Source organism: Paraburkholderia sp. RL17-337-BIB-A (genome assembly GCF_046025895.1).
GTDB lineage: Bacteria > Pseudomonadota > Gammaproteobacteria > Burkholderiales > Burkholderiaceae > Paraburkholderia > Paraburkholderia fungorum_C.
On the sequence record NZ_JARESY010000001.1, the window covers coordinates 779,945 to 802,414 of the forward strand.

Genomic DNA, 22,470 nt, shown 5'->3' on the forward strand with positions numbered 1-22,470 from the left:
ATCATGCAAAACCGCATTTTTCCGCACATGTTCGGCGACCTTGCGCGCGACTTCGGCCAGCCGGTGATGTTGTGGCAGGTCGGCGTGCTGGTTGGCACGCTCATCATTGCGTGGCTGCTCGCGCGGCTGTTGCGCCGGGCGCTCGATCTGCGGCGCCAGACGCGTTACCAGACCCTGCGTTTCGGTGCGGAAAGCCTGAACCGCGCATTTTTTCCCTTGATCGGCGCGGCACTCGTCTGGCTCGCGCGGGCGATCACCGGCCCGTTCATGCACACCGCGCTGCTCGATCTGGCGTTGGTGCCCTTGTTCGGTATCGGCCTGATTTACATCGTGTTTTTCTTCGCGCGACGGGTCTTCAGCCACGGCGGCGAGACCCATCCGTGGCTATTCCTCGTCGAGAAAATCGTCTCGCTGGTCGTGTGGATCGGCATGGTGCTCACCGTGATGGGCATTCAGGACGACGTGATCGCGTGGATGGGCAGCGTGCATTTCCGCGTCGCCAATGCCCATATGACGCTGCTGTCGCTGATCACGGGTCTTCTGTGGGTCTGCGTGACGATGATTGTCGCGATGTGGCTGGGCTCGGCGTTCGAAGACCGCCTGATTCGCTCGACCACGCTCGATGCCAATCTCAAAGTGGTCGTGGCGCGCGTCGGCCGTGCTGTGTTCGTGCTGGCGGCGGTGCTGATCAGCCTCTCGCTGGTAGGCATCGATATCACGGTGCTGGGCGTGTTCGGCGGCGCGCTGGGTGTCGGGCTTGGGTTCGGGCTGCAGAAGATCGCGAGCAACTACGTCTCGGGCTTCATCATTCTGATCGATCGCTCGCTGCGCATTGGCGACACGATCAATGTCAGCGGCTTGCAGGGCATGGTCACGCAGATTCGCACGCGCTATACGGTGGTGCGTGGGCTGGACGGCATCGAAACGCTGATTCCGAACGAAAAACTGATTACGGACGTGGTGCAGAACCAGTCTTCCTATCTGACGCGCGGCTATGCCAAATTGGCCGTGCAGGTCGCGTACACGTCCGACGTCGAGCAGGCGATGGCGTTGCTTGCCCAGGCAGCTCAGGGCGTCGCGCGGGTGTTGCAGGAGCCGGCGCCTACGGCTTATCTGGCGAGCTTCGGCCCAGACGGTATCAATCTCGAACTGGGTTTCTGGATCGAGGACGCGGCGACGGGCACTTCGAGTGTGCGCTCGACCGTTAATCGCAACATCTGGCGTTTGTTCTCAGAACACGACATCTCGATTCCTTTCGCGCAACGCGAAGTGCGAATCGTCGGCAACATCAGCGACGCAATGCCGCGGGCGGTAACAATGACCGATTCGCGGGCTAATCCAGCCGATAGCGCCCGCTGACGGGCACTTCGAACGCAGCGGAAGGTCTAAGAGATCTGCGGTGAGTTCCTTCCCGTTGATACCCCACAAAGAATCTCTATTTGTTACAAACACTTGGAACGCTTCAAGTAGAATATCTTCCAATCCCGCTGTATGCTTTCACTTTGTTGACACGCGCATTTTGCGTGTGTCTGGCGTCTCTTGTTCCACAGGTAAATTGCCTTGTTGAATTCCTTGCTCGATTTCCTTGCCCATGGCGTGCTGCACTTCTCGTGGTGGCAACTTGTGCTGTACACGCTCGTCGCGACACACATCACGATCATCGGCGTGACGGTCTATTTGCATCGCTGCCAGGCGCACCGCGCGCTGGAGTTGCATCCGGCCGTCAGTCATTTTTTCCGTTTCTGGCTGTGGATGACCACCGGCATGCTGACCGGCCAATGGGCCGCGATTCACCGTAAGCACCACGCCAAGTGCGAGACCGAAGAAGATCCGCACAGCCCGCAAACGCGCGGTATCTGGAAGGTGCTGCTGGAAGGCGCGGAACTGTACCGTTCCGAAGCCAAGAATGAAGAAACCATGCGCAAGTTCAGTCACGGTACGCCGAATGACTGGATGGAACGCAATGTCTACACCAAGTACCCGATCCTCGGCGTGAGCCTGATGATGGTGCTCAACGTCGCGTTGTTCGGTGTGGTTGGCCTGACGATCTGGGCCGTGCAGATGGTGTGGATCCCGTTCTGGGCAGCCGGCGTGGTGAATGGCCTTGCGCACTGGTGGGGCTACCGCAATTTCAACTCGTCGGATGCCAGCACCAACATTTTTCCGTGGGGCATCCTCATCGGCGGCGAAGAGTTGCATAACAATCACCACACGTATGCTACGTCGGCCAAGCTGTCGAACAAGTGGTATGAGTTCGATATCGGCTGGATGTACATCCGCATCATGTCGGCGTTCCGCCTGGCCAAGGTGAAGAAGATCGCACCTACGCCGCGTCTGACAACCGGCAAGCTGGTGCTCGACCAGGACACGTTGCAAGCCGTGCTGGCCAACCGCTACGAAGTGATGGCGCGCTACGGCAAGGCGCTCAAGCGCGCTTACCGCCAGGAGTTGGCGCATCTGAAGGAAGTTGGCGCGCGCGAGAAGTATCAGGTAATGCGCGGTGCGCGTAGCTGGTTCCACAAGGAAGAGGCGGGTCTCGACGAGCCGCAGAAGCGCCAGTTGCCGCAAATCTTCGCGAATAGCCAGAAGCTCAAGACGTACATCGACATGCGCAATGAACTGGCGGCGATGTGGGAGCGTTCGAATGCGTCGCGCGATCAATTGCTGATTCAATTGCAAGACTGGTGTCATCGCGCTGAACAGAGCGGTATCAAAGCGCTCCAGGAATTCGCGATGCGTCTGCGCCGTTATGCTTGATCGTATCCCTGAGCGCGAAATCTATTAAAATTTCGTTACGTCACAAAACCCCGCGTTGGCGGGGTTTTGCTTTTTGGGCCGCGGAAATTGCAACGGCACGCGATTAAGTGTCCGCGGCGGCAGAGCGAAGGGAAGAGGAGATCATGGATCAGCAGGCGATCAGGACCGTCGAATACGACCGGCCACAGGCACAAGGCACAACCTGCGGGATCGGGCAGGCTTGGGCGAAGGTGCCCGACGCGCCGTCGGCGGAACAGAGGGTAGCGCTGAAGGAGCGCATCCGCGCATTGCTTAAGCGCGAGAAAGCGGTGCTCGTCGCGCACTATTATGTGGACGCGGAATTGCAGGAGCTCGCCGACGAAACCGGCGGCTGCGTCGCCGACTCACTGGAGATGGCGCGTTTCGGCCGCGATCACGAGGCGCAGACGCTGGTGGTAGCAGGCGTGCGCTTCATGGGCGAGACCGCGAAAATCCTGAGTCCGAACAAGCGCATTCTGATGCCTGATCTCGATGCGACCTGTTCGCTCGACCTGGGCTGTCCGGTCGATGAATTCTCGGCTTTCTGCGACGCTCACCCGGATCGCACGGTGGTCGTGTACGCGAACACCAGCGCGGCCGTCAAGGCGCGGGCGGACTGGATGGTGACGTCGTCGATCGGATTGGAGATCGTTGCCGATCTGCACGCACGGGGCGAAAAGATTATCTGGGCGCCGGATCGTCACCTCGGCAGCTATATCCAGAGCAAGACCGGCGCGGACATGTTGCTGTGGCAGGGCTCGTGTCTCGTGCACGACGAATTCAAGGGCATCGAACTCGATCTGCTGCGCGCCGAATATCCGGGCGCGAAGGTGCTGGTGCATCCGGAGTCACCGGCTAATGTGGTTGCGCAAGCGGACGTGGTTGGTTCGACAACCCAGTTGATCGACGCCGCGCAAAAACTCGACGCGACGCATTTCATTGTAGCGACCGATCTCGGCATTCTGCACAAGATGCAGCTTGCCGCACCCAGCAAGACGTTGATCGCCGCGCCGACGGCGGGCAACAGCGCGACCTGCAAGAGCTGCGCGCATTGCCCGTGGATGGCGATGAATGGCCTCGCCAATCTGGCCGACGTGCTTGAACGCGGCCACAACGAAATCTTCGTTGATTCAGCGATCGGCGAGCGGGCGCGTCTGCCGATCGACCGGATGCTCGACTTCGCGGCGCGTCATAAGAAGCGCGTGCAGGCAAGTGGCGATTTCGCGCGCGATGCGCAACTGTATTCAAACGTGGGAGCAGCGTAATGGGGGGGGTGGAACGTAATCAGCTCGAGGCGGTGTCGCCGCTGTTCGCGGAGATTCATGCGCAGTATGGCGTGGCACTCGATGCTGCGTTGGCGCGCAATGTCGCCGACGCGTTGACCGAAGACGTGGGCGCTGGCGATCAGACCGGCCGCCTTGTCCCCGCAGACGAGGTGCGCGATGCGCGCATCATCGTGCGTGAAGACGCTGTGCTGTGCGGTGTGCCTTGGTTCAACGCGGTGATGCGTCAGATCGATCCGCGTATCGAGCTGCAGTGGCGGTATCGCGAGGGTGATCAGATGACGGCGAACACGCCAGTCTGCGAGCTGCGCGGTCCTGTCCGCGCGCTGTTGACTGCTGAACGCAATGCGCTGAACTTCCTCCAGTTGTTGTCGGGCGTGGCGAGCGCAACGCGTCGCTACGTCGATGCAATTGCTCACACGCGAACGCGTATCCTCGATACGCGTAAGACTTTGCCGGGTTTGCGGCTCGCGCAGAAATACGCGGTGCGCGTGGGCGGCGGCGCAAATCAGCGGCTCGCGTTGTACGACGGCATTCTGATCAAGGAAAACCACATCGCCGCAGCCGGCGGCGTTGGCCCGGCAATGGATGCGGCGCTTGCGCTGAATGCGGGTGTGTCGATCCAGATCGAAGTCGAAACGCTGGCCCAATTAGAAACCGCATTGGCGCATCGCGCGCAATCCATTCTGCTCGACAACTTTTCGTTCGACGCGATGCGCGACGCAGTGCGTATCACGGCAGGGCGGGCGGTGCTGGAAGTGTCCGGCGGTGTGAACTTCGAGACGGTGCGGACCATCGCGGAAACGGGCGTTGATCGCGTGTCGATCGGGGCGCTGACCAAGGATGTGCGCGCAACGGATTACTCGATGCGGATCGTCTGAGCCGCGCGCGTCCAGGCTTAGATGTTCGCAATCAACGAGAAGGCCATCGCCGGTTTCCCTGGCGATGGCCTTCTCGTTTCAGCTTTTATAAATTACACATTGCGGTTGCGTACATGTTCCGGCGACAGTACGGTCGGCAGCGCCTTAGGCAACGTGGCTGGCCAATCGCGGCTGAAGTGCAGGCCGCGGCTTTCGCGTCGTGAGCGAGCGCCTTCGACGATCAGCGAAGCCACGTCGACCAGATTGCGCAGTTCAAGCAAATCACGGCTCACCTTGAAGTTCGCGTAATACTCATGGATCTCGTCACGGAGCAGGGTGAGCCGATGCCTGGCTCGCGCAAGCCGCTTGTCCGTGCGCACGATGCCGACGTAGTTCCACATCAAACGGCGCAGCTCATCCCAGTTGTGCGCGACCACCACTTCTTCGTCCGGATCGGACACGCGGCTTTCATCCCAGTCCGGTAGCGGCGCGTGGACGGCGGCGCTGAAGCCTTCTTCCTCAATGGCCTGCGCAGCGGAGCGTCCGATCACGAGACACTCGAGCAGGGAGTTGCTGGCAAGGCGGTTCGCGCCGTGAAGACCCGTGCATGACGTCTCACCGACTGCGTAGAGGCCGGCGAGATCGGTCCGGCCGGCCAGGTCCGTTACGACGCCGCCGCATGTGTAGTGCGCGGCAGGCACAACCGGAATGGGCTCCCTGGTGATGTCGATGCCGAATTCGAGGCAGCGGGACAGAATTGTCGGGAAGTGTTCGCGCAGGAATTCAGGCGGTTGGTGACTGATGTCGAGATACACGCAATCAATGCCGCGTTTCTTGATCTCGAAGTCAATCGCGCGCGCGACGATGTCGCGCGGCGCAAGTTCGGCGCGTTCGTCGTGGTTCGGCATGAAGCGTGTACCGTCCGGCAGTTTCAGAATACCGCCTTCACCACGTACCGCTTCCGAGATCAGGAACGACTTTGCATAAGGATGGAACAGGCAGGTCGGATGGAACTGGATGAATTCCATGTTCGAGACGCGGCAGCCCGCGCGCCACGCCATGGCGATGCCGTCGCCGGTCGCGGTGTCGGGGTTGGTGGTGTACAGATAGACCTTGCCGGCGCCGCCGGTGGCGAGCACGGTATGCGGCGCCTCGATCGTTACGGTCCGGCCGCTTTGCAGATCGAGCGCATATAAACCGTGGCAGCGACGGCCTGGCAGACCCAGGCGGTCGGACGTGATCAGATCGATCGCGTAGTGGTCTTCGAACAACGTGATGTTCGGGTGATGGCGCACACGCTCGCTGAGTGTGGCAACCACTGCATGGCCTGTTGCATCCGCGGCATGAATGATCCGGCGATGGCTATGGCCGCCTTCGCGAGTCAGATGAAAGCCGAGTTCGGCGGCGTCGTCTTTGGTGAAAGGCACGCCTTGCGCAATCAGCCATTCGATCGCGGCGCGTCCGTGTTCGACGATAAAACGTGTTGCGGCCTCGTCGCACAGACCACCCCCGGCGATCAGCGTATCGCGGACATGGTTTTCGATGCTGTCCGCCGAATCCAGCACGGCAGCAATCCCACCTTGCGCCCAATCGCTCGCACCTTCGGTCATCGATCGCTTGGCGACCACCGCAACCCGCCGGGTCTCCGCGAGATTGAGCGCGACGCTCAAACCTGCCAGACCACTACCGACAATCGCTACATCGAATTCCATCGCCTACATCTCCGTCTTTCGTTTTGCCAGGACGGCATGCCGTCCGCACGCCGTAAAACGAGAAAGGATACGCGCCGCGACGAATGAGGGAAAGCTGGCCGAACGGGATAAGACTGTCTTAAAGAGCCGCAGCGAGGATGAAAGGGCGGCTAAGCCGCGCAGCGACGGCGCAGTATCGGCACGTTGAAAACAAAAAAGCCCCGCACGAATGCGAGGCTTTTTGCAAATCTTTTTGTCTTCGTCAAACAGGACCCAAGACTTACTTGATCTTGGTTTCCTTGTACTCAACGTGCTTGCGGACGACCGGATCAAATTTCTTGATCAGCATCTTTTCCGGCATGTTGCGTTTGTTCTTCGTCGTCGTATAGAAGTGACCCGTGCCTGCGGTCGATTCCAACTTGATCTTGTCGCGTGCGCCTTTCGCCATGATTTACTCCTTAGGCTTCACCGCGTGCGCGCAGGTCTGCGAGCACAGCGTCGATACCGTTCTTGTCGATCAGGCGCAGGCCGGCGTTCGAAACGCGCAGACGCACCCAACGGTTTTCGCTTTCCACCCAAATACGGCGGTTTTGCAGGTTCGGCAGGAACCGGCGCTTGGTTTTGTTGTTCGCGTGGGAAACGTTGTTGCCGCTCATCGGCGCTTTCCCAGTTACTTGGCATACGCGTGCCATGAGAGCACTCCTAATACGCTAATTCTGAGTTCGAACGCCGTGAAAGTTTCCCGAAAAGAGCCGCGCTTAAGTTTTTGAACTTAAGTCGCTTTTCCTTTCCGGAACGCCTTGGTGGCTTCGGAACAGGGGGTTGGAAATAGGCAAACCGGGATTATAGCGGAAAAAAAGCCGCAAAATCAAACCTTATTTGCGATACCGAACACGGCGCAGCGTTGTCGTAGCCCTGGTTGGCGCCGTGTCACGGCCAGCCGGCGCGCGCAAACGAATAGGTGTTGTCGGCGCCGATCACCAGATGATCGATCAGTTGCACGTCGATCAGCGCAAGGGCCTCGCGTAGCGTATGCGTCAGCCGGCAGTCGCTTGCGCTCGGCTGGACGGCGCCGGAAGGGTGATTATGCGCGACGATGAGACTGGCGGCATTCAGAGTCAGCGCTCGCCGCACGATCTCACGCGGATACACCGCCATACGTGTCAGCGTGCCGCGCGCGCTTTCCTCGCAACGGATCAACCGATGCCGGGCGTCGAGATAGAGCGACACGAAGACCTCTTGCGTCTTGCCGCCGATGCGCAGCCGCAAATAATCCTGCACGGCCTCAGGCGAGTTCATCAGCGAACGGTCACGCAATTTGTCGACCAGCGAGCGCCGCGCCATTTCCATGATGGCGATCAACTGCGCCTTTTTTGCCGGACCGATGCCGCGCAGGCCCTCGAAGTCCGAGTAAGTTGCGTCGAGCATTGCCCGTAGCGAGCCGAAGCGGTCGAGCAGGGTGCGCGCGACGTTAAACACGTCGTGGCCAGGGAGGCCTGAGCCGAGCACCAGCACGATCATTTCGGTGTCGGACAGCACGCCTGGGCCCTCCTCTATCAGCCGCTCGCGCGGCATGTCGCTTTTTAGCCATTTGCCGCGTACGAGCTGTCGGGCCGGGGGTGCGCCGACGTTCGCGATGGCGTCGGCGATGCTAGCGTTACTGCCGATTGCGGGTTTGCCAACTGCGGCGCAAGTGGGCGGCAACACTACGGCGGCGGACGCGACAGGCTTCGGCAGGGCCGCTTCGAGTGTCGCTTGGTCTGTCGTGCGGGCATAGTCGGCCATATAGATAAGAATCCTCCAGTTTGGGTTGGCGGCGGCGCACGGGGGCCGCGGCCCTGGCCGTGCCGCGGTACGCGCGACGGAGCCGAGCCGCCGCCCGCTATGTGGCTTACAATAGATGCTTTGCGCATGGCACCCGACGGTCTGCCACACGCGTCGACTGCGCCCGCGGCGCACGCGTGCAGCGCGCTTCGACAGAGCGAGCATTGCATGAGCATCATCGACATTTCCGAAGTGAAACCCGGTTCACACGTGACGCTTCACTACCGGCTTTCCCTTGCCGATGGCGCTGAAGTCATCAATACATTTACCGACAAGCCGGCCACGCTGCTGCTCGGCGCGGGTCAGCTGGCGCCGCCACTGGAAGATATTTTGCTGGGTTTGAGGGTAGGCCACCATTCGACCTTTCAGCTAACGCCGGGCCAGGCATTCGGTCCGCGCAATCCAGAGCTGATCCAGCGAGTTTCACTGGCCACCCTGCGCGAGAACAGCATGATCGGCGAGGATTTTTCGCCCGGTGATCTGGTCGAATTCAACGCGCCGGGCGGCGGCCGTTACGCGGGCGTCCTGAAGGAGGTGGGCGAAACGTCGGCGTTGTTCGATTTCAACCATCCGCTTGCCGGCCAGGCGCTGGCGTTTGAAGTGAAAATCATCGGGATTCTCTAAACATGAGCACCACGGATACGACTCTTGCCGAAACCGAGATCCTGCTTGCGCAGCCGCGTGGGTTTTGCGCCGGCGTCGATCGGGCCATCGAAATCGTGGAGCGGGCCATCAAGCTGCACGGCTCGCCGATCTACGTGCGCCACGAAATTGTCCATAACGCCTATGTCGTCGAGGATCTGCGCAAAAAGGGCGCCATCTTCATCGAACAGCTGGAAGAAGTCCCGGCCGGCAATACGGTCATTTTCAGCGCGCATGGCGTGTCGAAAGCGGTGCGGGCGGAGGCCGAGTCGCGCGGCCTGCGGGTGTACGACGCCACCTGTCCGCTCGTCACCAAGGTGCATATTGAAGTCGCGAAGATGCGCCAGGACGGCTTCGACATCGTGATGATCGGCCATAAGGGCCACCCTGAAGTCGAGGGCACGATGGGGCAAGCCGGCGAAGGCATGCATCTGGTCGAAGACATCGCAGACGTACAGGCCTTGCAATTGGCCGAGCCGGAGCGGATCGCGTTCGTCACGCAAACCACCCTGTCGGTCGACGACGCAGCCGAGATCATCGGTGCCTTGAAGGCGAAATATCCGGCGATCCGCGAGCCGAAGAAGCAGGACATCTGTTACGCCACGCAAAATCGCCAGGACGCGGTCAAGTTCATGGCGCCGCAGTGCGACGTCGTGATCGTGGTCGGCAGCCCGAATAGTTCGAACTCGAACCGGCTGCGCGAGCTGGCCGAAAAGCTCGGCGTGCCTTCCTATATGGTGGACTCGCCGGACCAGATCGATCCGGTCTGGGTCGAAGGCAAGCGCCGGATCGGCGTAACGGCGGGCGCGTCGGCACCGGAAGCGCTGGCGCAAGCGGTAATTGGCCGGTTGCGCGAGCTTGGTGTGCGCAACGTGCGCGCGCTCGAAGGCATTGAGGAAAACATCGCGTTTCCGTTGCCGCGGGGGCTGGGTCTGCCTGCCTGACAATCAGCCAACGTTCCTGAAAGAAAGGCGCGCCCGAGGGCGCGCTTTTTTTACGCCCGCGGATTCATGGCGCTCTCCTGCATAAAGTGCCAGATCTTCGCTAAGCGCTGTTTTTAGTGTCCTTTCACGCAGATTCTTTTGAATTGCCATTCGTCTTTTAATCGATTTTTCATTCATGTGACCCTGTTTAATTCGCAGCCAAAGCGTTGCGCCGATTTTTGACGCACTAAAATAGTGCGTGCGCTTTGATATCAATGGAAACGTAATACTTAACGCGAACCGCGCTGCAATCAGGGATCAGGCCATATCCCCGCAACAGTTGATGCCATTGGGTGCGGCGGTGGTGCAACTGATGCACGGAAAATAGTCGCAACCGGGTTGCGCCTATTGCCGAACCCCTCTTTAAAAATAAGGTTGCAATGCAGGAAAACCCCACCGGTTCAACAATATTGCGCGTCGCATAATTGGAGTTACAATGCGCGCGTTCTCAAGGCCTCCGGGTCCCGAACAACGGATTTTGCAAGGCGCGGGAGACCTACTTAAATGCGAGTCAAGTTTGCTTACGCCGTGTCCATCGTGACCGCGGTTGCGATGTTGACCGCGTGCGGCAAGAAACAGGATAGCGAGGCGGGAGCAGGTGCGTCGGCTGCCGCGGCGGCAGCGGCACCGGCGAGCGAGGCGACTGTCGTGAAAATCGGTCATGCGGCCCCATTAACAGGGCCCATCGCGCATCTCGGCAAAGACAATGAAAACGGCGCGCGTCTGGCTGTCGAGGAAATCAACAGGCAAGGTTTGACTATCGACGGTCACAAGATCCAGCTGGAGCTCGACGCGCAGGACGATGCCGCGGACCCGAAAACGGGAACGGCGGTCGCTGAAAAATTCGTCGACGATCATGTCGTCGCCGTGGTCGGTCACTTGAATTCGGGGGTCTCGATTCCGGCGTCGAAGATCTATAGCGATGCCGGGATCGTACAGATCTCACCGTCTTCGACGAACCCGGGGTACACGCAGCAAGGTTTCAAGACGACTTATCGGGTGGTCGCGACCGATGCCCAGCAGGGGCCGGCGCTTGCCAACTACGCAACGAAAGTGCTTGGCGCGAAACGCATCGCGATCGTCGACGACTCGAGCGTATACGGTAAGGGACTGGCCGACGAGTTCGCGAAGACGGTACAGGCGAGCGGCGCAAAGATCGTTGCGCGCGAAGCCACGAATGACAGGGCTACGGAGTTTCAGGCCGTCCTTAGAAAGATCAAGAGTGTTCAGCCGGACGTGATCATGTTCGGCGGCATGGACGCAACGGGCGGGCCGTTTACCAAACAGGCGGCGGCGCTCGGTATCAGGGCAAAAATCCTTGGCGGCGACGGCGTGTGTACCGACAAGGTGGGTGAGCTGGCGGGAACCGCCGTGCAAAACCTGGTCTGTTCGGAGGCGGGACTCGCGCTTTCGAAAATGGACAGGGGAGCGGACTTCGAAAAGAAGTACGTCGACCGCTTCCACACGCCGGTGCAGATTTACGCACCGTTCACGTATGACGCTGTGTACGTGATTGTCGATGCAATGAAGCGCGCTAATTCGATCGAGGCGCCCAAGGTGCTGGCTGCGATGCCGTCCACCGATTACAACGGGGTAATCGGCCACATCGCGTTCGACGACAAGGGTGATTTGAAAGAGGGCGCCATTACGCTTTACGACTTCAAGGACGGCAAAAAAGCGGTCCTCGACGTCGTGAAGATGTGATGACGGGACGTTCAGACTGACGGCACCGAAACCACCCAACGGTGCCGTTTTTGCATCCGCCACCGGCGAGTCCCCGACTGCATCCCAGTCGTAAGACGAACCGGGCAGCGGATAACCCTTACCGGTCTTTTACATCAGTACCCGCAGTGCCGTTGAGATTGGCGTACCGCATCACCGCCCACCGGCTGATGAAGAACGCGAATCCAGTCGCACGGGCTAAGGAGCATTAAATGGATATCTTCGTCCAGCAGGTCCTCAACGGGCTAGTGCTTGGCAGCGTTTACGCCATCATCGCACTGGGCTATACGATGGTTTACGGCATCCTGGGCATCATCAACTTCGCGCACGGCGATGTGTTGATGGTGGGCGCGATGGTTGCGCTTTCGGCCATAGGCGTGCTGCAGAACCACTTCCCCGGCCTCGGCAATGTGCCGACGCTCATCATCGCGTTGATCATCGCGGCAGTGGTTTGCTCGCTGGTCGGCTACACGATCGAGCGCGTGGCCTACCGGCCGCTGCGTAAAGCGCCGCGTCTCGCTCCGCTGATCACCGCGATCGGCGTGTCGATCCTGCTGCAAACGCTCGCGATGATGATCTGGTCGCGCAATCCGCTGCCGTTCCCGCAGCTGTTGCCCACCGACCCGATCAATGTGATCAAGGCCACCGACACGACGCCTGGCGCCGTGATATCGATGACTGAAATCGTGATCATCGTGGTGGCGTTCCTCGTGATGGGCGGTCTGCTGCTGCTGGTTCACAAGACCAAGCTGGGCCGCGCGATGCGTGCGATCGCCGAGAATCCGGGCGTTGCCAGCCTGATGGGCGTGAACCCGAATTTCGTGATTTCGGCGACCTTCATGATCGGCTCGGCGCTTGCCGCTCTGGCCGGCGTGATGATCGCGTCCGAATACGGCAACGCTCACTTCTATATGGGCTTCATCCCGGGGTTGAAGGCCTTTACCGCGGCGGTGCTGGGCGGGATCGGCAATCTCGGCGGGGCGATGGTGGGCGGCGTGCTGCTCGGCCTGATCGAACAGTTGGGGGCGGGCTACATCGGCAACCTGACCGGCGGTGTGTTCGGCAGTAACTACCAGGACGTGTTCGCGTTCATCGTGCTGATCGTCGTGCTGGTGTTCCGTCCGTCGGGCCTGCTCGGCGAACGTGTTGCGGATCGCGCCTGATCCCGGGAGAAAACAGACATGACCTCAATTCAACCGATCGAGCCGTCCACGACGCTCATCCCTGAAAAGAACCTGACGAAGACGCTGACCGTCGGCATCATCACCGCGATCTTCGTGATCGCGGCGCCGATGATCATCGGCGCGGCCGGCGGCAACTACTGGGTCCGCGTGCTCGACTTCGCGATGCTGTACGTGATGCTCGCGCTGGGCCTCAATGTGGTGGTCGGCTTCGCCGGCCTGCTGGACTTGGGCTATATCGCGTTCTACGCAATCGGCGCGTACGTCGCGGCGCTGCTGAGTTCGCCCCACCTGACCTCGCAGTTCGAGTGGATTGCGCACCTGTTCCCGGCCGGCCTGCATACGCCGATCTGGATCGTCGTGCCGATCGCGATGGCGCTCGCCGCGACCTTCGGGATCCTGCTCGGTGCGCCGACCCTGCGTCTGCGTGGCGACTACCTCGCGATCGTGACCCTGGGCTTCGGGGAAATCGTGCGGATCTTCATGAACAACCTCGACCGTCCGGTGAATATCACCAATGGTCCGAAGGGGATCACGGGGATCGATCCAGTGTCGGTGGGCGGCTTCAGCCTCGCGCAGACGCATTCGCTGTTCGGAATGCAGTTCCCGTCGGTGTACTTGTACTACTACCTGTTCGTGCTGTGTTCGCTGCTGGTGATCTGGGTCTGTACGCGTTTGCAGCACTCGCGTATCGGCCGTGCATGGGCCGCAATCCGCGAAGACGAAATCGCCGCCAAGGCAATGGGCATCAACACCCGTAACGTGAAGCTGCTGGCCTTCGCGATGGGTGCGTCGTTCGGCGGTTTGTCGGGTGCGATGTTCGGCTCGTTCCAGGGCTTCGTGTCGCCGGAATCGTTCACGTTCTGGGAATCGGTCGTGGTGCTGGCGTGCGTGGTGCTGGGCGGCATGGGCCACATCCCGGGTGTGATTCTCGGTGCGGTGCTGCTTTCGGTGTTCCCGGAATTCCTGCGTTCGACGATGGGTCCGCTGCAGAACGCGATCTTCGGCCATGAAATCGTCGATACCGAAGTGATCCGTCAGTTGCTGTACGGCCTCGCGATGGTCGTGATCATGCTGTACCGCTCGGAAGGCCTGTGGCCGGCGCCGAAGCACGAAGACAAGATTGCGAAACTGGCGAAGCGCAGCGGCAAGAAGCCGGTGCGCGCTTAAGGCACGTGCGGGGCCGCAGCCCTGCATGGACTGGTGTAAGCGCTACCGCGCTAACTCTGGTCGACAGCGATGCATGGGACCCGAGTAAGCGCTAAAGCGCTAACTCGGGTCGACAGGAGAAAATCATATGAGCGATAACGTAAACAACAGCGTGAGCAGCGACCAGATCCGCCTGTCGGTGAAAGGCGTGAACAAGCGCTTCGGCGGCTTGCAGGCACTCTCTGACGTCGGCCTGCAAATCAGGTCGGGGCAGATTTACGGCCTGATCGGCCCGAACGGCGCCGGCAAGACCACCTTCTTCAACGTGATCACCGGTCTGTACACGCCGGATTCGGGCGAGTTCAAGCTCGACGGCACGGAATACACGCCGACCGCCGTCTACCAGGTTGCGAAGGCGGGTATTGCCCGTACGTTCCAGAACATCCGTCTGTTCGGCGGCATGACTGCGCTGGAAAACGTGATGGTCGGCCGCCACGTGCGCACGAAGCATGGCCTGCTCGGCGCGGTGTTCCAGACGCCGTCCGAGCGCAAGGAAGAGCGCGAGATCAAGGAGCGCGCGATCGAACTGCTGGAGTACGTCGGCATTGCGCAGTACGCGGACTACACGTCGCGCAATCTGTCGTACGGTCACCAGCGTCGTCTGGAAATCGCCCGGGCACTCGCGACCGATCCAAAGCTGCTCGCACTCGATGAACCGGCTGCCGGCATGAACGCAACGGAAAAGGTCGAGCTGACCAAACTGCTCGACAAGATCCGCAGCGACGGCAAGACGATCCTGCTGATCGAACACGACGTGAAACTCGTGATGGGTCTGTGCAACCAGATGACGGTGCTCGACTACGGCAAGGTGATTGCGCAAGGTCTGCCGTCAGACGTGCAGAAGGATCCGAAGGTGATCGAAGCTTATCTGGGTGCGGGAGTCCACTGATGTCCACAACGCAAGCAATGTTGAAAATCAAGGGCCTGCAGGTCAATTACGGCGGCATCCAGGCAGTCAAGGGTATCGACCTCGAAGTCGGGCAGGGCGAGCTGGTCACGCTGATCGGCGCGAACGGCGCGGGCAAGACCACGACGATGAAGGCGATCACGGGGCTTAAGCCGTACTCGGCGGGCGACATCGAGTACATGGGCCAGTCGATCAAGGGTATCCCGGCGCACGAGTTGCTCAAGCGCGGTCTCGCGATGGTGCCGGAAGGCCGCGGTATTTTCTCGCGCATGTCGATCGTCGAGAACATGCAGATGGGTGCTTATCTGCGTACCGACACGGACGGCATCAAGGCGGACGTCGATCGTATGTTCGGCTTCTTCCCGCGCCTGAAGGAACGCGCCACGCAGTACGCGGGCACGTTGTCGGGTGGCGAGCAACAGATGCTGGCGATGGCGCGTGCGATCATCAGCAAGCCGAAGCTGTTGTTGCTCGACGAACCGTCGATGGGTCTGTCGCCCATCATGGTCGAGAAGATCTTCGAAGTGGTGCGGGCGATTTCGGCTGAAGGCATGACCGTGCTGCTGGTCGAGCAGAACGCGCGTTTGGCTCTGCAGGCTGCTAACCGCGGCTATGTGATGGACTCGGGGCTGGTGACGATGTCCGGTGACGCGAAGCAGATGCTGGATGATCCGAAGGTGCGCGCGGCTTATCTGGGCGAATAAGCTGGGCGAGCCAGAACTGGGTGAATAACCCGGACCGGGTTTGCCTTAAGTGCAAAAAAGGCCGCATGCGTTTCTGATGCATGCGGCCTTTTTCTATTCAGGCGATTGCGTGGCCCTACGCCGCTGGCGTTTCCGCCAGTTCTCCCAGGCGTTTGCCGAGACTGACCACAGCATCCGCGCGATAACCGAGCGACTCGTAAAATGCGCGCACGTCGTCTTTCGCGGACAGCACCTGCAAATTCAGCTTCGGGCAGCCGCGTTCGGTCAGCGCGTTTTCGACATGCGCGACCAGCCGCCTACCGATGCCATGACGACGCAACGATTCATCCACCGCGAGCGAATAGAGCCAGCCTCGGTGCCCGTCATATCCCCCCATCACCGTGCCGACAATGCGCTCGCCGAACACCGCGACAAAGAACAGCTCCGGTTGCGTCGCCAGCTTGTTGGCAATCGACAGATGCGGATTGCGCTGCGGCCTCGTCACGTCCCGATACTCGGGGAACGCTTCCTGCCACAGCGCGACCACGGCATCGGTGTCGCTCGCTTCGAAACGGCGGAGCGAGAGCGTTGCGGTCGTTGTCATACGCGCTTTCCTGTGTGATTACAGCGTGTCGAGAATCGAACGCAGCATCGCCATCATCTGGTCGATTTCTTCGTTCGTGACGTTCAGCGCAGGCATGAAGCGCAGCAGGTTCGGACGGGCCGCGTTCAGCAGCAGGCCGTCGGGTTGCATCACGCGAGCCTTCTCGACGATCTGGTTGCCAATGTCCTTGCCGAGCAGCAGCGCGCGCAGCAGACCTTCACCACGTTCGCCTTCAAAGCCGCGCTCTTCCGACAATTCCAGCAGCTTGGCGCGCAGATACTCGCCGCGTGCGCGCACGCCTTCGAGGAAGCCCGGCGCGGTCAGCTGCGAGATCACCGAGTAACCCACCGCGGTCATCAGCGGATTGCCGTTGTACGTGCCGCCCTGATCGCCCGCTTCGAACACGGCGATGTCGGCTTTCGCGAGCAGCGCCGCGAGCGGCACGCCACCGCCGATGCCCTTGCCGAGCGTCATGATGTCCGGTTCGATGCCAGACAGTTCGTACGCGAACAAGGTACCCGCACGGCCGCAGCCGCTTTGCACTTCATCGACGATTAGCAGCAGGTTGTGCTTTTTGGTCAGCGCGCGCAGTTGCTGCATGAATTCGCGCGTGGCGGGAATCACGCCGCCTTCGCCTTGAATCGGTTCGAGCATCACCGCGACGGTCTTCGCGTTGATGAGTTTTTCAACCGACGCGATGTCATTCAGATCCGCCTTCGGGAAACCCGGCACCTGCGGTGCGTAGATCGTGTCCCAGCCCGGCTTGCCGCTTGCCGACATGGTGGCGAGCGTGCGGCCGTGGAAGCTGTGATCGAACGTGATGATTTCGAACGCGCCGTCCTTGAACTTCTTGCCCCACTTACGCGCGAGCTTGATCGCGCCTTCGTTTGCTTCGGCGCCGCTGTTCGCGAAGAACACCTTGTCGAAACAGCTGTGCTGCGTGAGCAGGCCGGCGAGTTGCGCCATCGGGCCGTTGTAGAAGGCCGGCGACGGATTGAGCAGCAGTTGCGCCTGCTTGTTCAGTGCTTCGATCATGCCGTCGTTGCAATGACCGAGGCTGTTGACCGCCCAGCCCTGGATGAAGTCCAGATATCGCTTGCCGTTATTGTCGTAGAGCCACGAGCCCTTGCCGTGCGTGAAAACGATTTCGGGCCGGTTGGTGATGTACATCAGCGACTCGATCGGGTACTCGGTGAAATTCATGACGGCAGGCTCCAGACAGCGGGTGAAGGGGTTAATGAGCGATTGGCCACCTATGAAACAGGGGCCGGAATTACGAAAACACAAAACAAAAAGCCACGGCATGCCGTGGCTTTCATGATTCGAACTGCTTGCGCCTTTGTGCGGCGCGAATCCGTGACGAAGCCAGCGGCGCCCCTATGGGAGCGGCGAGCGGCGACGTCGGAGTTCGGATTGGATGCGGTTCATGCGCGAAAGAATACGACAAGGAAAGCGCTGGTGTAAACCATGAATTTGCATTGGACGGATATTTTTATCCGAAGCGCGAGCTCAGGCTGTACGCCGATTATGAGATGTACGGCTGACCAAAATGTGACGGCGGTTGTTCGAGGCCCGAACGACGTAGGCAGAACGGCCGTCACAAATGCAAATGGGCGCTCGAAAGAGCGCCCATTTTGTAATCAGGAAGCCGGGGGTCCGCCCATCCGAAGATAGCTGCCGACGCTGATCCCGACTTATCGCTAACAATTTTAAAAGCGTAGGAGCCAAAGGTCAATGGAACACCTGACAGACGAAGACATTACGGCAGTCGCCGCACTGCTTTCGGGCGAACGCCTTGGTACGTTTCAGGCAATGGCGGGCAGCACTCGTGCGGCCATCGCTCTTCATCAGCAGATGTTGCAGCTTGCTGGCACCCTGATGAGCATTACTGCAGTCGTCGAGATTGCGCTGCGCAACGCGGTATGCGACAAGCTGACCGACTATTTCGGCGTGGAAAGTTGGTTGCGTCGGCCACCCGCGCCTTTTACATGGAAAGACGAGGAGCGAAGCAAGATTGAAGCGGCGGTTCGCAGTGCGCAGCGCGCCGCCTACGCCAAACTGAACCCGTCTGAGAAGCGCGCTCTCGATGAGGCGGCGTTCCGTCGCGGTGTGCCGCCGGGGCTGAGTCACGAGTTCAGGCTCGATGCGCGGCAGAAAGCGATCGTTGTCCTAGGCGGACAGGTCATCACCCAACTCACGATGTACTTCTGGAAGCGGCTGTTTTCCAGCGAGTACGAGCAGACGTTATGGAAATCGTCGCTCAAGCGCATTTTCCCGGACAAGCGGATCGACCGGTCGAGGGTAGCCACGCAATTGGAGCACATCTATCAGACGCGTAATCGCGTCGCGCACCACGAGCCGGTGTACGGTCGCAGGTTGTTCGACACACTGGCCGCGGTTGATTTTGTTGTTGCGAATCTGGGTGTAGCTGGCAGCGATGGATGCATGCCTTTGCGCAAAATGCTCCGGCCCGAGCATGCGACGCTAGAAAATCAGGCGCACGCGTTGCAGATCAGAATCGACGCTTTCGCCGGCGTGAGCCATACATGCGCAAAGCGCGGCTATTTGCATAGCCGCGCTTCCAGAACTCCGCTTCGCGAGCATCGATGCGCCTGCGCCGATGCCACGCACTTCCTCAAACCGCGTTCGCCAGATCCGCCGCGCTCGTGAAGGAATCCGCGTAGAACTCGTCTTCCGGCAGCGCATGATGCTGGGTGAAATCGCGCTGCGCCGATTCGACCATTACGGGCGCGCCGCACGCGTACACCTGATAAGCCGACAGATCCGGCAAATCCTCAATCACGGCGCGATGCACGAAGCCGACACGGCCCGTCCACGCATCGCCCGCATCCGGTTCCGACAGCACTGGCACGAACTTGAAGTTCGGAATCTCGCGAGCCCATTGCTCGGCCAGCTCGAGCAAATACAGATCCTTCTTGCGGCGCGCGCCCCAGTAGAGCGTCATCGGCCGGTCGAGGTTCTTGAACACGGCGTGTTCGATGATCGCCTTCAGCGGCGCGAAGCCCGTACCCGAGGCAAGCAGCACGATCGGCTTAGCCGAATCTTCGCGCAGGAAGAAGGTGCCGAGCGGGGCTTCGAAGCGCAGAATGTCGCGCTCTTTCATCGTGTTGAACACGTGGTCCGTGAATGCGCCACCGGGCATGTGACGGAGGTGCAATTCGATCGGGCCTTCTGTGTGCGGCGCGCTCGCCATTGAATAGCTGCGGCGCTTGCCGTCTTTCAGAATGAATTCGAGGTACTGGCCGGCCAGATATTGCAGACGTTCGTTGGCGGGCAGTTGCAGCTTCAGCACGACGACGTCGTCGGCCTTGCGCTCGATCGCGTTCACGCGGCACGGCAGTTTCTTGACCTGCACGTCGCCCACGCCGGCCACTTCGCGGATATCCACTTCGAGATCGCTGCATGCCGTCGCGCAGCAGAAGAGCGCCATGCCGCGCGTCTTTTCGTCGTTCGACAAGGCCGACGACGAATGCTGACGCTGTTCGATCTCACCGCTGACCACCGTGCCCTTGCACGAACCGCAGGCGCCGTTCTTGCAGCCGTACGGCAGACCGATGCCCTGGCGCAAGGCCGCGATCAGGATCGGTTCGTCCTGTTCTACCTGAAACTGCCGGCCGCTTTGCCGGAGCGTGACGTTAAATGCCATAGAGTGTTCGAAATCGAAAAGTCGGTAATCGTTATCGGACCCGCTGCATCACTGTGCGGTACCTGCCGCGCTTGACGGCTACAATGCGTCCACCATGAAAGCGACACGAAATTTACGCCGGCCGCGCGTCTTGATAGTTGGCTGCGGTGACGTCGGCATGCGCTGTGTGCCCTTGTTGCGGCCACGCGCCCACCTCTTCGCGCTCACCAGCCACGCCGGGCGCAGCGCCGAACTGCGCGCCGCTGGCGTCACGCCGCTGGTCGGCGACCTCGACGCGCGCCGCAGTCTGAAACGGCTTGCCGGTCTTGCGCCGACGGTGCTGCATCTCGCGCCGCCGCAAAAGACCGGCGATGACGATTGCCGTACCCGTGCCTTGCTCGCTACGCTGAGCGCGCGCCGCGATCGGACACTGCGTGCCGCGCGCGGCGCGGTGGGGCCGGTCGGGCGGCTGCGCCGCATTCGTGCCTCGTGGGCTGAATCTGAGACAGCCAATATTGTACCCGACAGGGTGCGCTGGACCGCTGCTCCGCGCGCGCCCGTGAGGTTGGTGTACGCGAGCACGACGGGCGTCTACGGCGATTGCGGCGGCGCGTGGATCGACGAGACGCGCATAACGCAGGCGGCCAATGCGCGTGCTAAACGTCGCGTGTCGGCCGAGCAGCAACTGCGGCGCGCCACCGCGCGAGGCGTGGTCGCCGCAAGCATCGCGCGGATTCCAGGCATTTACGCGAGCAACCGTTTGCCGCTCGCGCGGCTGGAAAAGCGCACGCCGGCGTTGATCGACGCCGACGATGTTTACACCAATCACATCCACGCCGACGATCTTGCCGCGATCCTCGTGCGCCTCGTCACACACGGGCGGCCGGCGCGCGTGTTTCACGCGTCCGACGACACGTCGCTGAAAATGGGCGAGTACTTCGACGTAGTGGCGGACGCGTTCGGCCTCGAGCGCGCGCCGCGCATCACGCGGGCCGACGCGGAGCAACAGATGGAGCCCACCTTGCTGTCTTTCATGCGGGAATCGAGGCGGCTCGTGAACCGGCGCCTCAAAGAGGAATTGCGCGTACGGCTGCGGTATCCGAGTGTTGAAGATTTTTTGCGCGAGGTGCGCGAGGTACGCGGTCGAGCCGGTAGCGCGATGCACGGCCAAACAGAGACGGACGGCTGAGCCAGCCCAGCGAATCGTCGCTCGCGCCACGCCGACCGCGGCCACGGCATTCCGTGGAAGGGCACTACAGTAGCTGGCTCGACCGGAAGGAAGAGCGCCTGAATCATCCCTCGCCGCGCGAGACCTTGGTGGCTTACGTCAGTGCCGGCAACGCCTCCAGCAACAGGAAGCACAGCATTGCGCCAATCAATGCGCCGATCAGGTTCGGATGATATTTATGCCGCAGCCGCATGATGATCAGCAAGCCGCCGACCAGGGCGAGCCCGAGACACATGAAAGCAATCATCACGGACGAGATCCCGATAGTGTCGTGGATGACCATGGCGCCCCTCCTTGAACCCTTTGTAGTCTTTGTTTAATCGAGTATAGGGCGAGTTGTAAGGAAGAGCATGCTGCGTCGCAGCGTGCAATCAGACGCCCCGCAGGGCTTATGTGCGGGCGCGTACACGATTCTCCTGATGCATCAAGGCTTTAAAAGGGTTCTACCGGTTTACCCGCTCCGTAAAGATCCGAGGTCGGTTTCGTCGAGCCATTGCCACGCTCCTTCTGCGAGCGTCGCGGGCAATGCAAGTCCGCCGATCCGCTCGCGATGCAGCGCTTCGCAACGATTGCCGGCTGCCGCGATCATCCGCTTGACCTGATGATACTTGCCCTCCATCACGGTGAGGGCCAGCGCGTGCTCGCCGCGCGCCTCGGCCTCGACGGCGACGATCGGTTTGGGCTCGCCGTGCAGCAAGACACCGCCGCGCAAGGCACTCAACTGGACGTCGTCGATGGGATGGCGCGTGGTCGCGATATATCGCTTCGGCACTTTGCGTTTCGGCGACGTGAACATGTGGACGAACTTGCCGTCGTCGGAAAGCAGCAGGAGGCCGGTGGTGTCCTGATCGAGGCGGCCCACGCATTGCACGCCGCGTTCGGCGAACTGCGGCGGCAGCAGGCTGAACACGCTCAGGTGATGCTGTGGATCGCGCGAACATTCATAGCCTGCGGGTTTGTTCAGCAGCAGATAGGCGTGCTCGCGATACGGCCAGACGACCCCGTCCACACTGAAGCAGAACGCGTCGTCGTGAGTTGGGAAATCGGCCTCGGCATCCGTGCAGACTGACCCACCGACGCTCACGCGGCCGTCGCCGATCAGCGCCCGGCATTGGCGGCGCGAGCCGAAACCCTGAGTGAAGAGAATGCTTTCGAGATTCATGGCGAGCGAAGAATAACACCGCAAGAAGCGGAGCGCCGTGCAGCGCCATAGCGACCACGATGGGATTTCC

23 protein-coding genes are annotated in these 22,470 nt (G+C 60.8%); 13 read left to right on the forward strand and 10 right to left on the reverse strand.

All coding sequences use genetic code 11. From position 1 onward, the window contains the following. The first annotated feature begins 3 nt into the window (after window positions 1–3). The 4 genes from P0D84_RS03655 (at window position 4) to nadC (ending at window position 4,939) form a co-directional block, all read left to right on the forward strand. Window positions 4–1,359 carry a mechanosensitive ion channel family protein gene (locus P0D84_RS03655; RefSeq protein ID WP_408332531.1) on the forward strand — a complete coding sequence of 452 codons (1,356 nt, stop codon included), beginning with the start codon at window positions 4–6 and terminating at the stop codon, window positions 1,357–1,359. Window positions 1,360–1,560: 201 nt separating this feature from the next. Then, a complete protein-coding gene (locus P0D84_RS03660; RefSeq protein ID WP_408332533.1) occupies window positions 1,561–2,757 on the forward strand; it encodes a DesA family fatty acid desaturase in 1,197 nt (398 codons plus the stop codon). A gap of 143 nt (window positions 2,758–2,900) precedes the next feature. Next, window positions 2,901–4,040, forward strand: coding sequence for a quinolinate synthase NadA (nadA, locus tag P0D84_RS03665; RefSeq protein WP_408332535.1), 1,140 nt, complete (start codon window positions 2,901–2,903; stop codon window positions 4,038–4,040). Beyond that, window positions 4,040–4,939: a carboxylating nicotinate-nucleotide diphosphorylase gene (gene nadC, locus P0D84_RS03670; protein ID WP_408332537.1), complete on the forward strand. Its 900-nt coding sequence runs from the start codon at window positions 4,040–4,042 to the stop codon at window positions 4,937–4,939. The genes nadA and nadC overlap by 1 nt, the downstream gene beginning before the upstream one ends. 92 nt (window positions 4,940–5,031) lie before the next feature. Here the strand turns inward: nadC and nadB are convergent, their stop codons facing one another. The 4 genes from nadB to radC all read right to left on the reverse strand — a co-directional run bounded on the left by nadB (window position 5,032) and on the right by radC (window position 8,394). Continuing rightward, a complete protein-coding gene (nadB, locus tag P0D84_RS03675; protein ID WP_408332539.1) occupies window positions 5,032–6,630 on the reverse strand; it encodes an L-aspartate oxidase in 1,599 nt (532 codons plus the stop codon). A gap of 259 nt (window positions 6,631–6,889) precedes the next feature. Beyond that, window positions 6,890–7,057, reverse strand: a complete 168-nt coding sequence (gene rpmG / locus P0D84_RS03680; protein WP_007180630.1) for a 50S ribosomal protein L33 — start codon at window positions 7,055–7,057, stop codon at window positions 6,890–6,892. Between the two features lie 10 nt (window positions 7,058–7,067). Continuing rightward, entirely contained in the window at window positions 7,068–7,301 is a 234-nt protein-coding gene (rpmB, locus tag P0D84_RS03685) for a 50S ribosomal protein L28 (protein ID WP_007180631.1), read from the reverse strand. A 238-nt stretch (window positions 7,302–7,539) separates the two neighbouring features. Further along, window positions 7,540–8,394 (reverse strand): RadC family protein, encoded by an 855-nt coding sequence (gene radC, locus P0D84_RS03690; RefSeq protein WP_408332541.1) that lies wholly within the window; start codon window positions 8,392–8,394, stop codon window positions 7,540–7,542. 207 nt (window positions 8,395–8,601) lie between these two features. Here radC and P0D84_RS03695 point away from each other — a divergent pair, with 207 nt between their 5' ends. Both P0D84_RS03695 and ispH read left to right on the forward strand, forming a co-directional pair. After that, window positions 8,602–9,057 (forward strand): FKBP-type peptidyl-prolyl cis-trans isomerase, encoded by a 456-nt coding sequence (locus P0D84_RS03695; RefSeq protein WP_408332542.1) that lies wholly within the window; start codon window positions 8,602–8,604, stop codon window positions 9,055–9,057. Between the two features lie 2 nt (window positions 9,058–9,059). Beyond that, window positions 9,060–10,019 (forward strand): 4-hydroxy-3-methylbut-2-enyl diphosphate reductase, encoded by a 960-nt coding sequence (ispH, locus tag P0D84_RS03700; RefSeq protein WP_408332544.1) that lies wholly within the window; start codon window positions 9,060–9,062, stop codon window positions 10,017–10,019. Window positions 10,020–10,022: 3 nt separating this feature from the next. Here the strand turns inward: ispH and P0D84_RS03705 are convergent, their stop codons facing one another. Continuing rightward, window positions 10,023–10,196 (reverse strand): hypothetical protein, encoded by a 174-nt coding sequence (locus tag P0D84_RS03705; protein WP_408332546.1) that lies wholly within the window; start codon window positions 10,194–10,196, stop codon window positions 10,023–10,025. Window positions 10,197–10,562: 366 nt separating this feature from the next. On the opposite strand from P0D84_RS03705, the gene P0D84_RS03710 reads away from it, so the two are divergent. The 5 genes from P0D84_RS03710 (at window position 10,563) to P0D84_RS03730 (ending at window position 15,781) form a co-directional block, all read left to right on the forward strand. Further along, entirely contained in the window at window positions 10,563–11,762 is a 1,200-nt protein-coding gene (locus tag P0D84_RS03710; RefSeq protein ID WP_408332548.1) for a branched-chain amino acid ABC transporter substrate-binding protein, read from the forward strand. Between the two features lie 230 nt (window positions 11,763–11,992). Further along, a complete protein-coding gene (locus P0D84_RS03715; protein WP_408332550.1) occupies window positions 11,993–12,943 on the forward strand; it encodes a branched-chain amino acid ABC transporter permease in 951 nt (316 codons plus the stop codon). Window positions 12,944–12,961: 18 nt separating this feature from the next. Further along, entirely contained in the window at window positions 12,962–14,131 is a 1,170-nt protein-coding gene (locus P0D84_RS03720) for an ABC transporter permease subunit (RefSeq protein WP_408332552.1), read from the forward strand. A gap of 127 nt (window positions 14,132–14,258) precedes the next feature. After that, complete coding sequence (locus tag P0D84_RS03725) at window positions 14,259–15,059, forward strand: ABC transporter ATP-binding protein (RefSeq protein WP_408332554.1); 801 nt, start codon at window positions 14,259–14,261, stop codon at window positions 15,057–15,059. 17 nt (window positions 15,060–15,076) lie between these two features. Continuing rightward, window positions 15,077–15,781 carry an ABC transporter ATP-binding protein gene (locus P0D84_RS03730; protein WP_408339654.1) on the forward strand — a complete coding sequence of 235 codons (705 nt, stop codon included), beginning with the start codon at window positions 15,077–15,079 and terminating at the stop codon, window positions 15,779–15,781. A gap of 115 nt (window positions 15,782–15,896) precedes the next feature. Here the strand turns inward: P0D84_RS03730 and P0D84_RS03735 are convergent, their stop codons facing one another. Together P0D84_RS03735 and P0D84_RS03740 are read right to left on the reverse strand one after the other, a co-directional pair. Continuing rightward, window positions 15,897–16,364: a GNAT family acetyltransferase gene (locus tag P0D84_RS03735; protein ID WP_408332556.1), complete on the reverse strand. Its 468-nt coding sequence runs from the start codon at window positions 16,362–16,364 to the stop codon at window positions 15,897–15,899. Window positions 16,365–16,382: 18 nt separating this feature from the next. After that, a complete protein-coding gene (locus P0D84_RS03740; protein WP_408332558.1) occupies window positions 16,383–17,567 on the reverse strand; it encodes an acetylornithine transaminase in 1,185 nt (394 codons plus the stop codon). Window positions 17,568–18,098: 531 nt separating this feature from the next. Here P0D84_RS03740 and P0D84_RS03745 point away from each other — a divergent pair. Continuing rightward, window positions 18,099–19,034 carry a hypothetical protein gene (locus tag P0D84_RS03745; protein WP_408332560.1) on the forward strand — a complete coding sequence of 312 codons (936 nt, stop codon included), beginning with the start codon at window positions 18,099–18,101 and terminating at the stop codon, window positions 19,032–19,034. Here P0D84_RS03745 and P0D84_RS03750 read toward each other — a convergent pair. Then, the gene (locus P0D84_RS03750) at window positions 19,000–20,031 is read right to left on the reverse strand and encodes a CDP-6-deoxy-delta-3,4-glucoseen reductase (RefSeq protein ID WP_408332562.1); all 1,032 of its coding nucleotides are present in this window, start codon (window positions 20,029–20,031) and stop codon (window positions 19,000–19,002) included. The genes P0D84_RS03745 and P0D84_RS03750 overlap by 35 nt on opposite strands. Window positions 20,032–20,125: 94 nt before the next feature. Between P0D84_RS03750 and P0D84_RS03755 the strand changes: the two genes are divergently transcribed. Continuing rightward, window positions 20,126–21,199 (forward strand): Rossmann-fold NAD(P)-binding domain-containing protein, encoded by a 1,074-nt coding sequence (locus tag P0D84_RS03755; RefSeq protein WP_408332564.1) that lies wholly within the window; start codon window positions 20,126–20,128, stop codon window positions 21,197–21,199. 133 nt (window positions 21,200–21,332) lie between these two features. On the opposite strand, the gene P0D84_RS03760 is transcribed toward P0D84_RS03755, so the two are convergent. Together P0D84_RS03760 and P0D84_RS03765 are read right to left on the reverse strand one after the other, a co-directional pair. After that, entirely contained in the window at window positions 21,333–21,521 is a 189-nt protein-coding gene (locus P0D84_RS03760) for a hypothetical protein (protein WP_408332565.1), read from the reverse strand. A gap of 168 nt (window positions 21,522–21,689) precedes the next feature. Beyond that, window positions 21,690–22,400 carry a pseudouridine synthase gene (locus P0D84_RS03765; RefSeq protein ID WP_408332567.1) on the reverse strand — a complete coding sequence of 237 codons (711 nt, stop codon included), beginning with the start codon at window positions 22,398–22,400 and terminating at the stop codon, window positions 21,690–21,692. Window positions 22,401–22,470 lie beyond the last annotated feature (70 nt).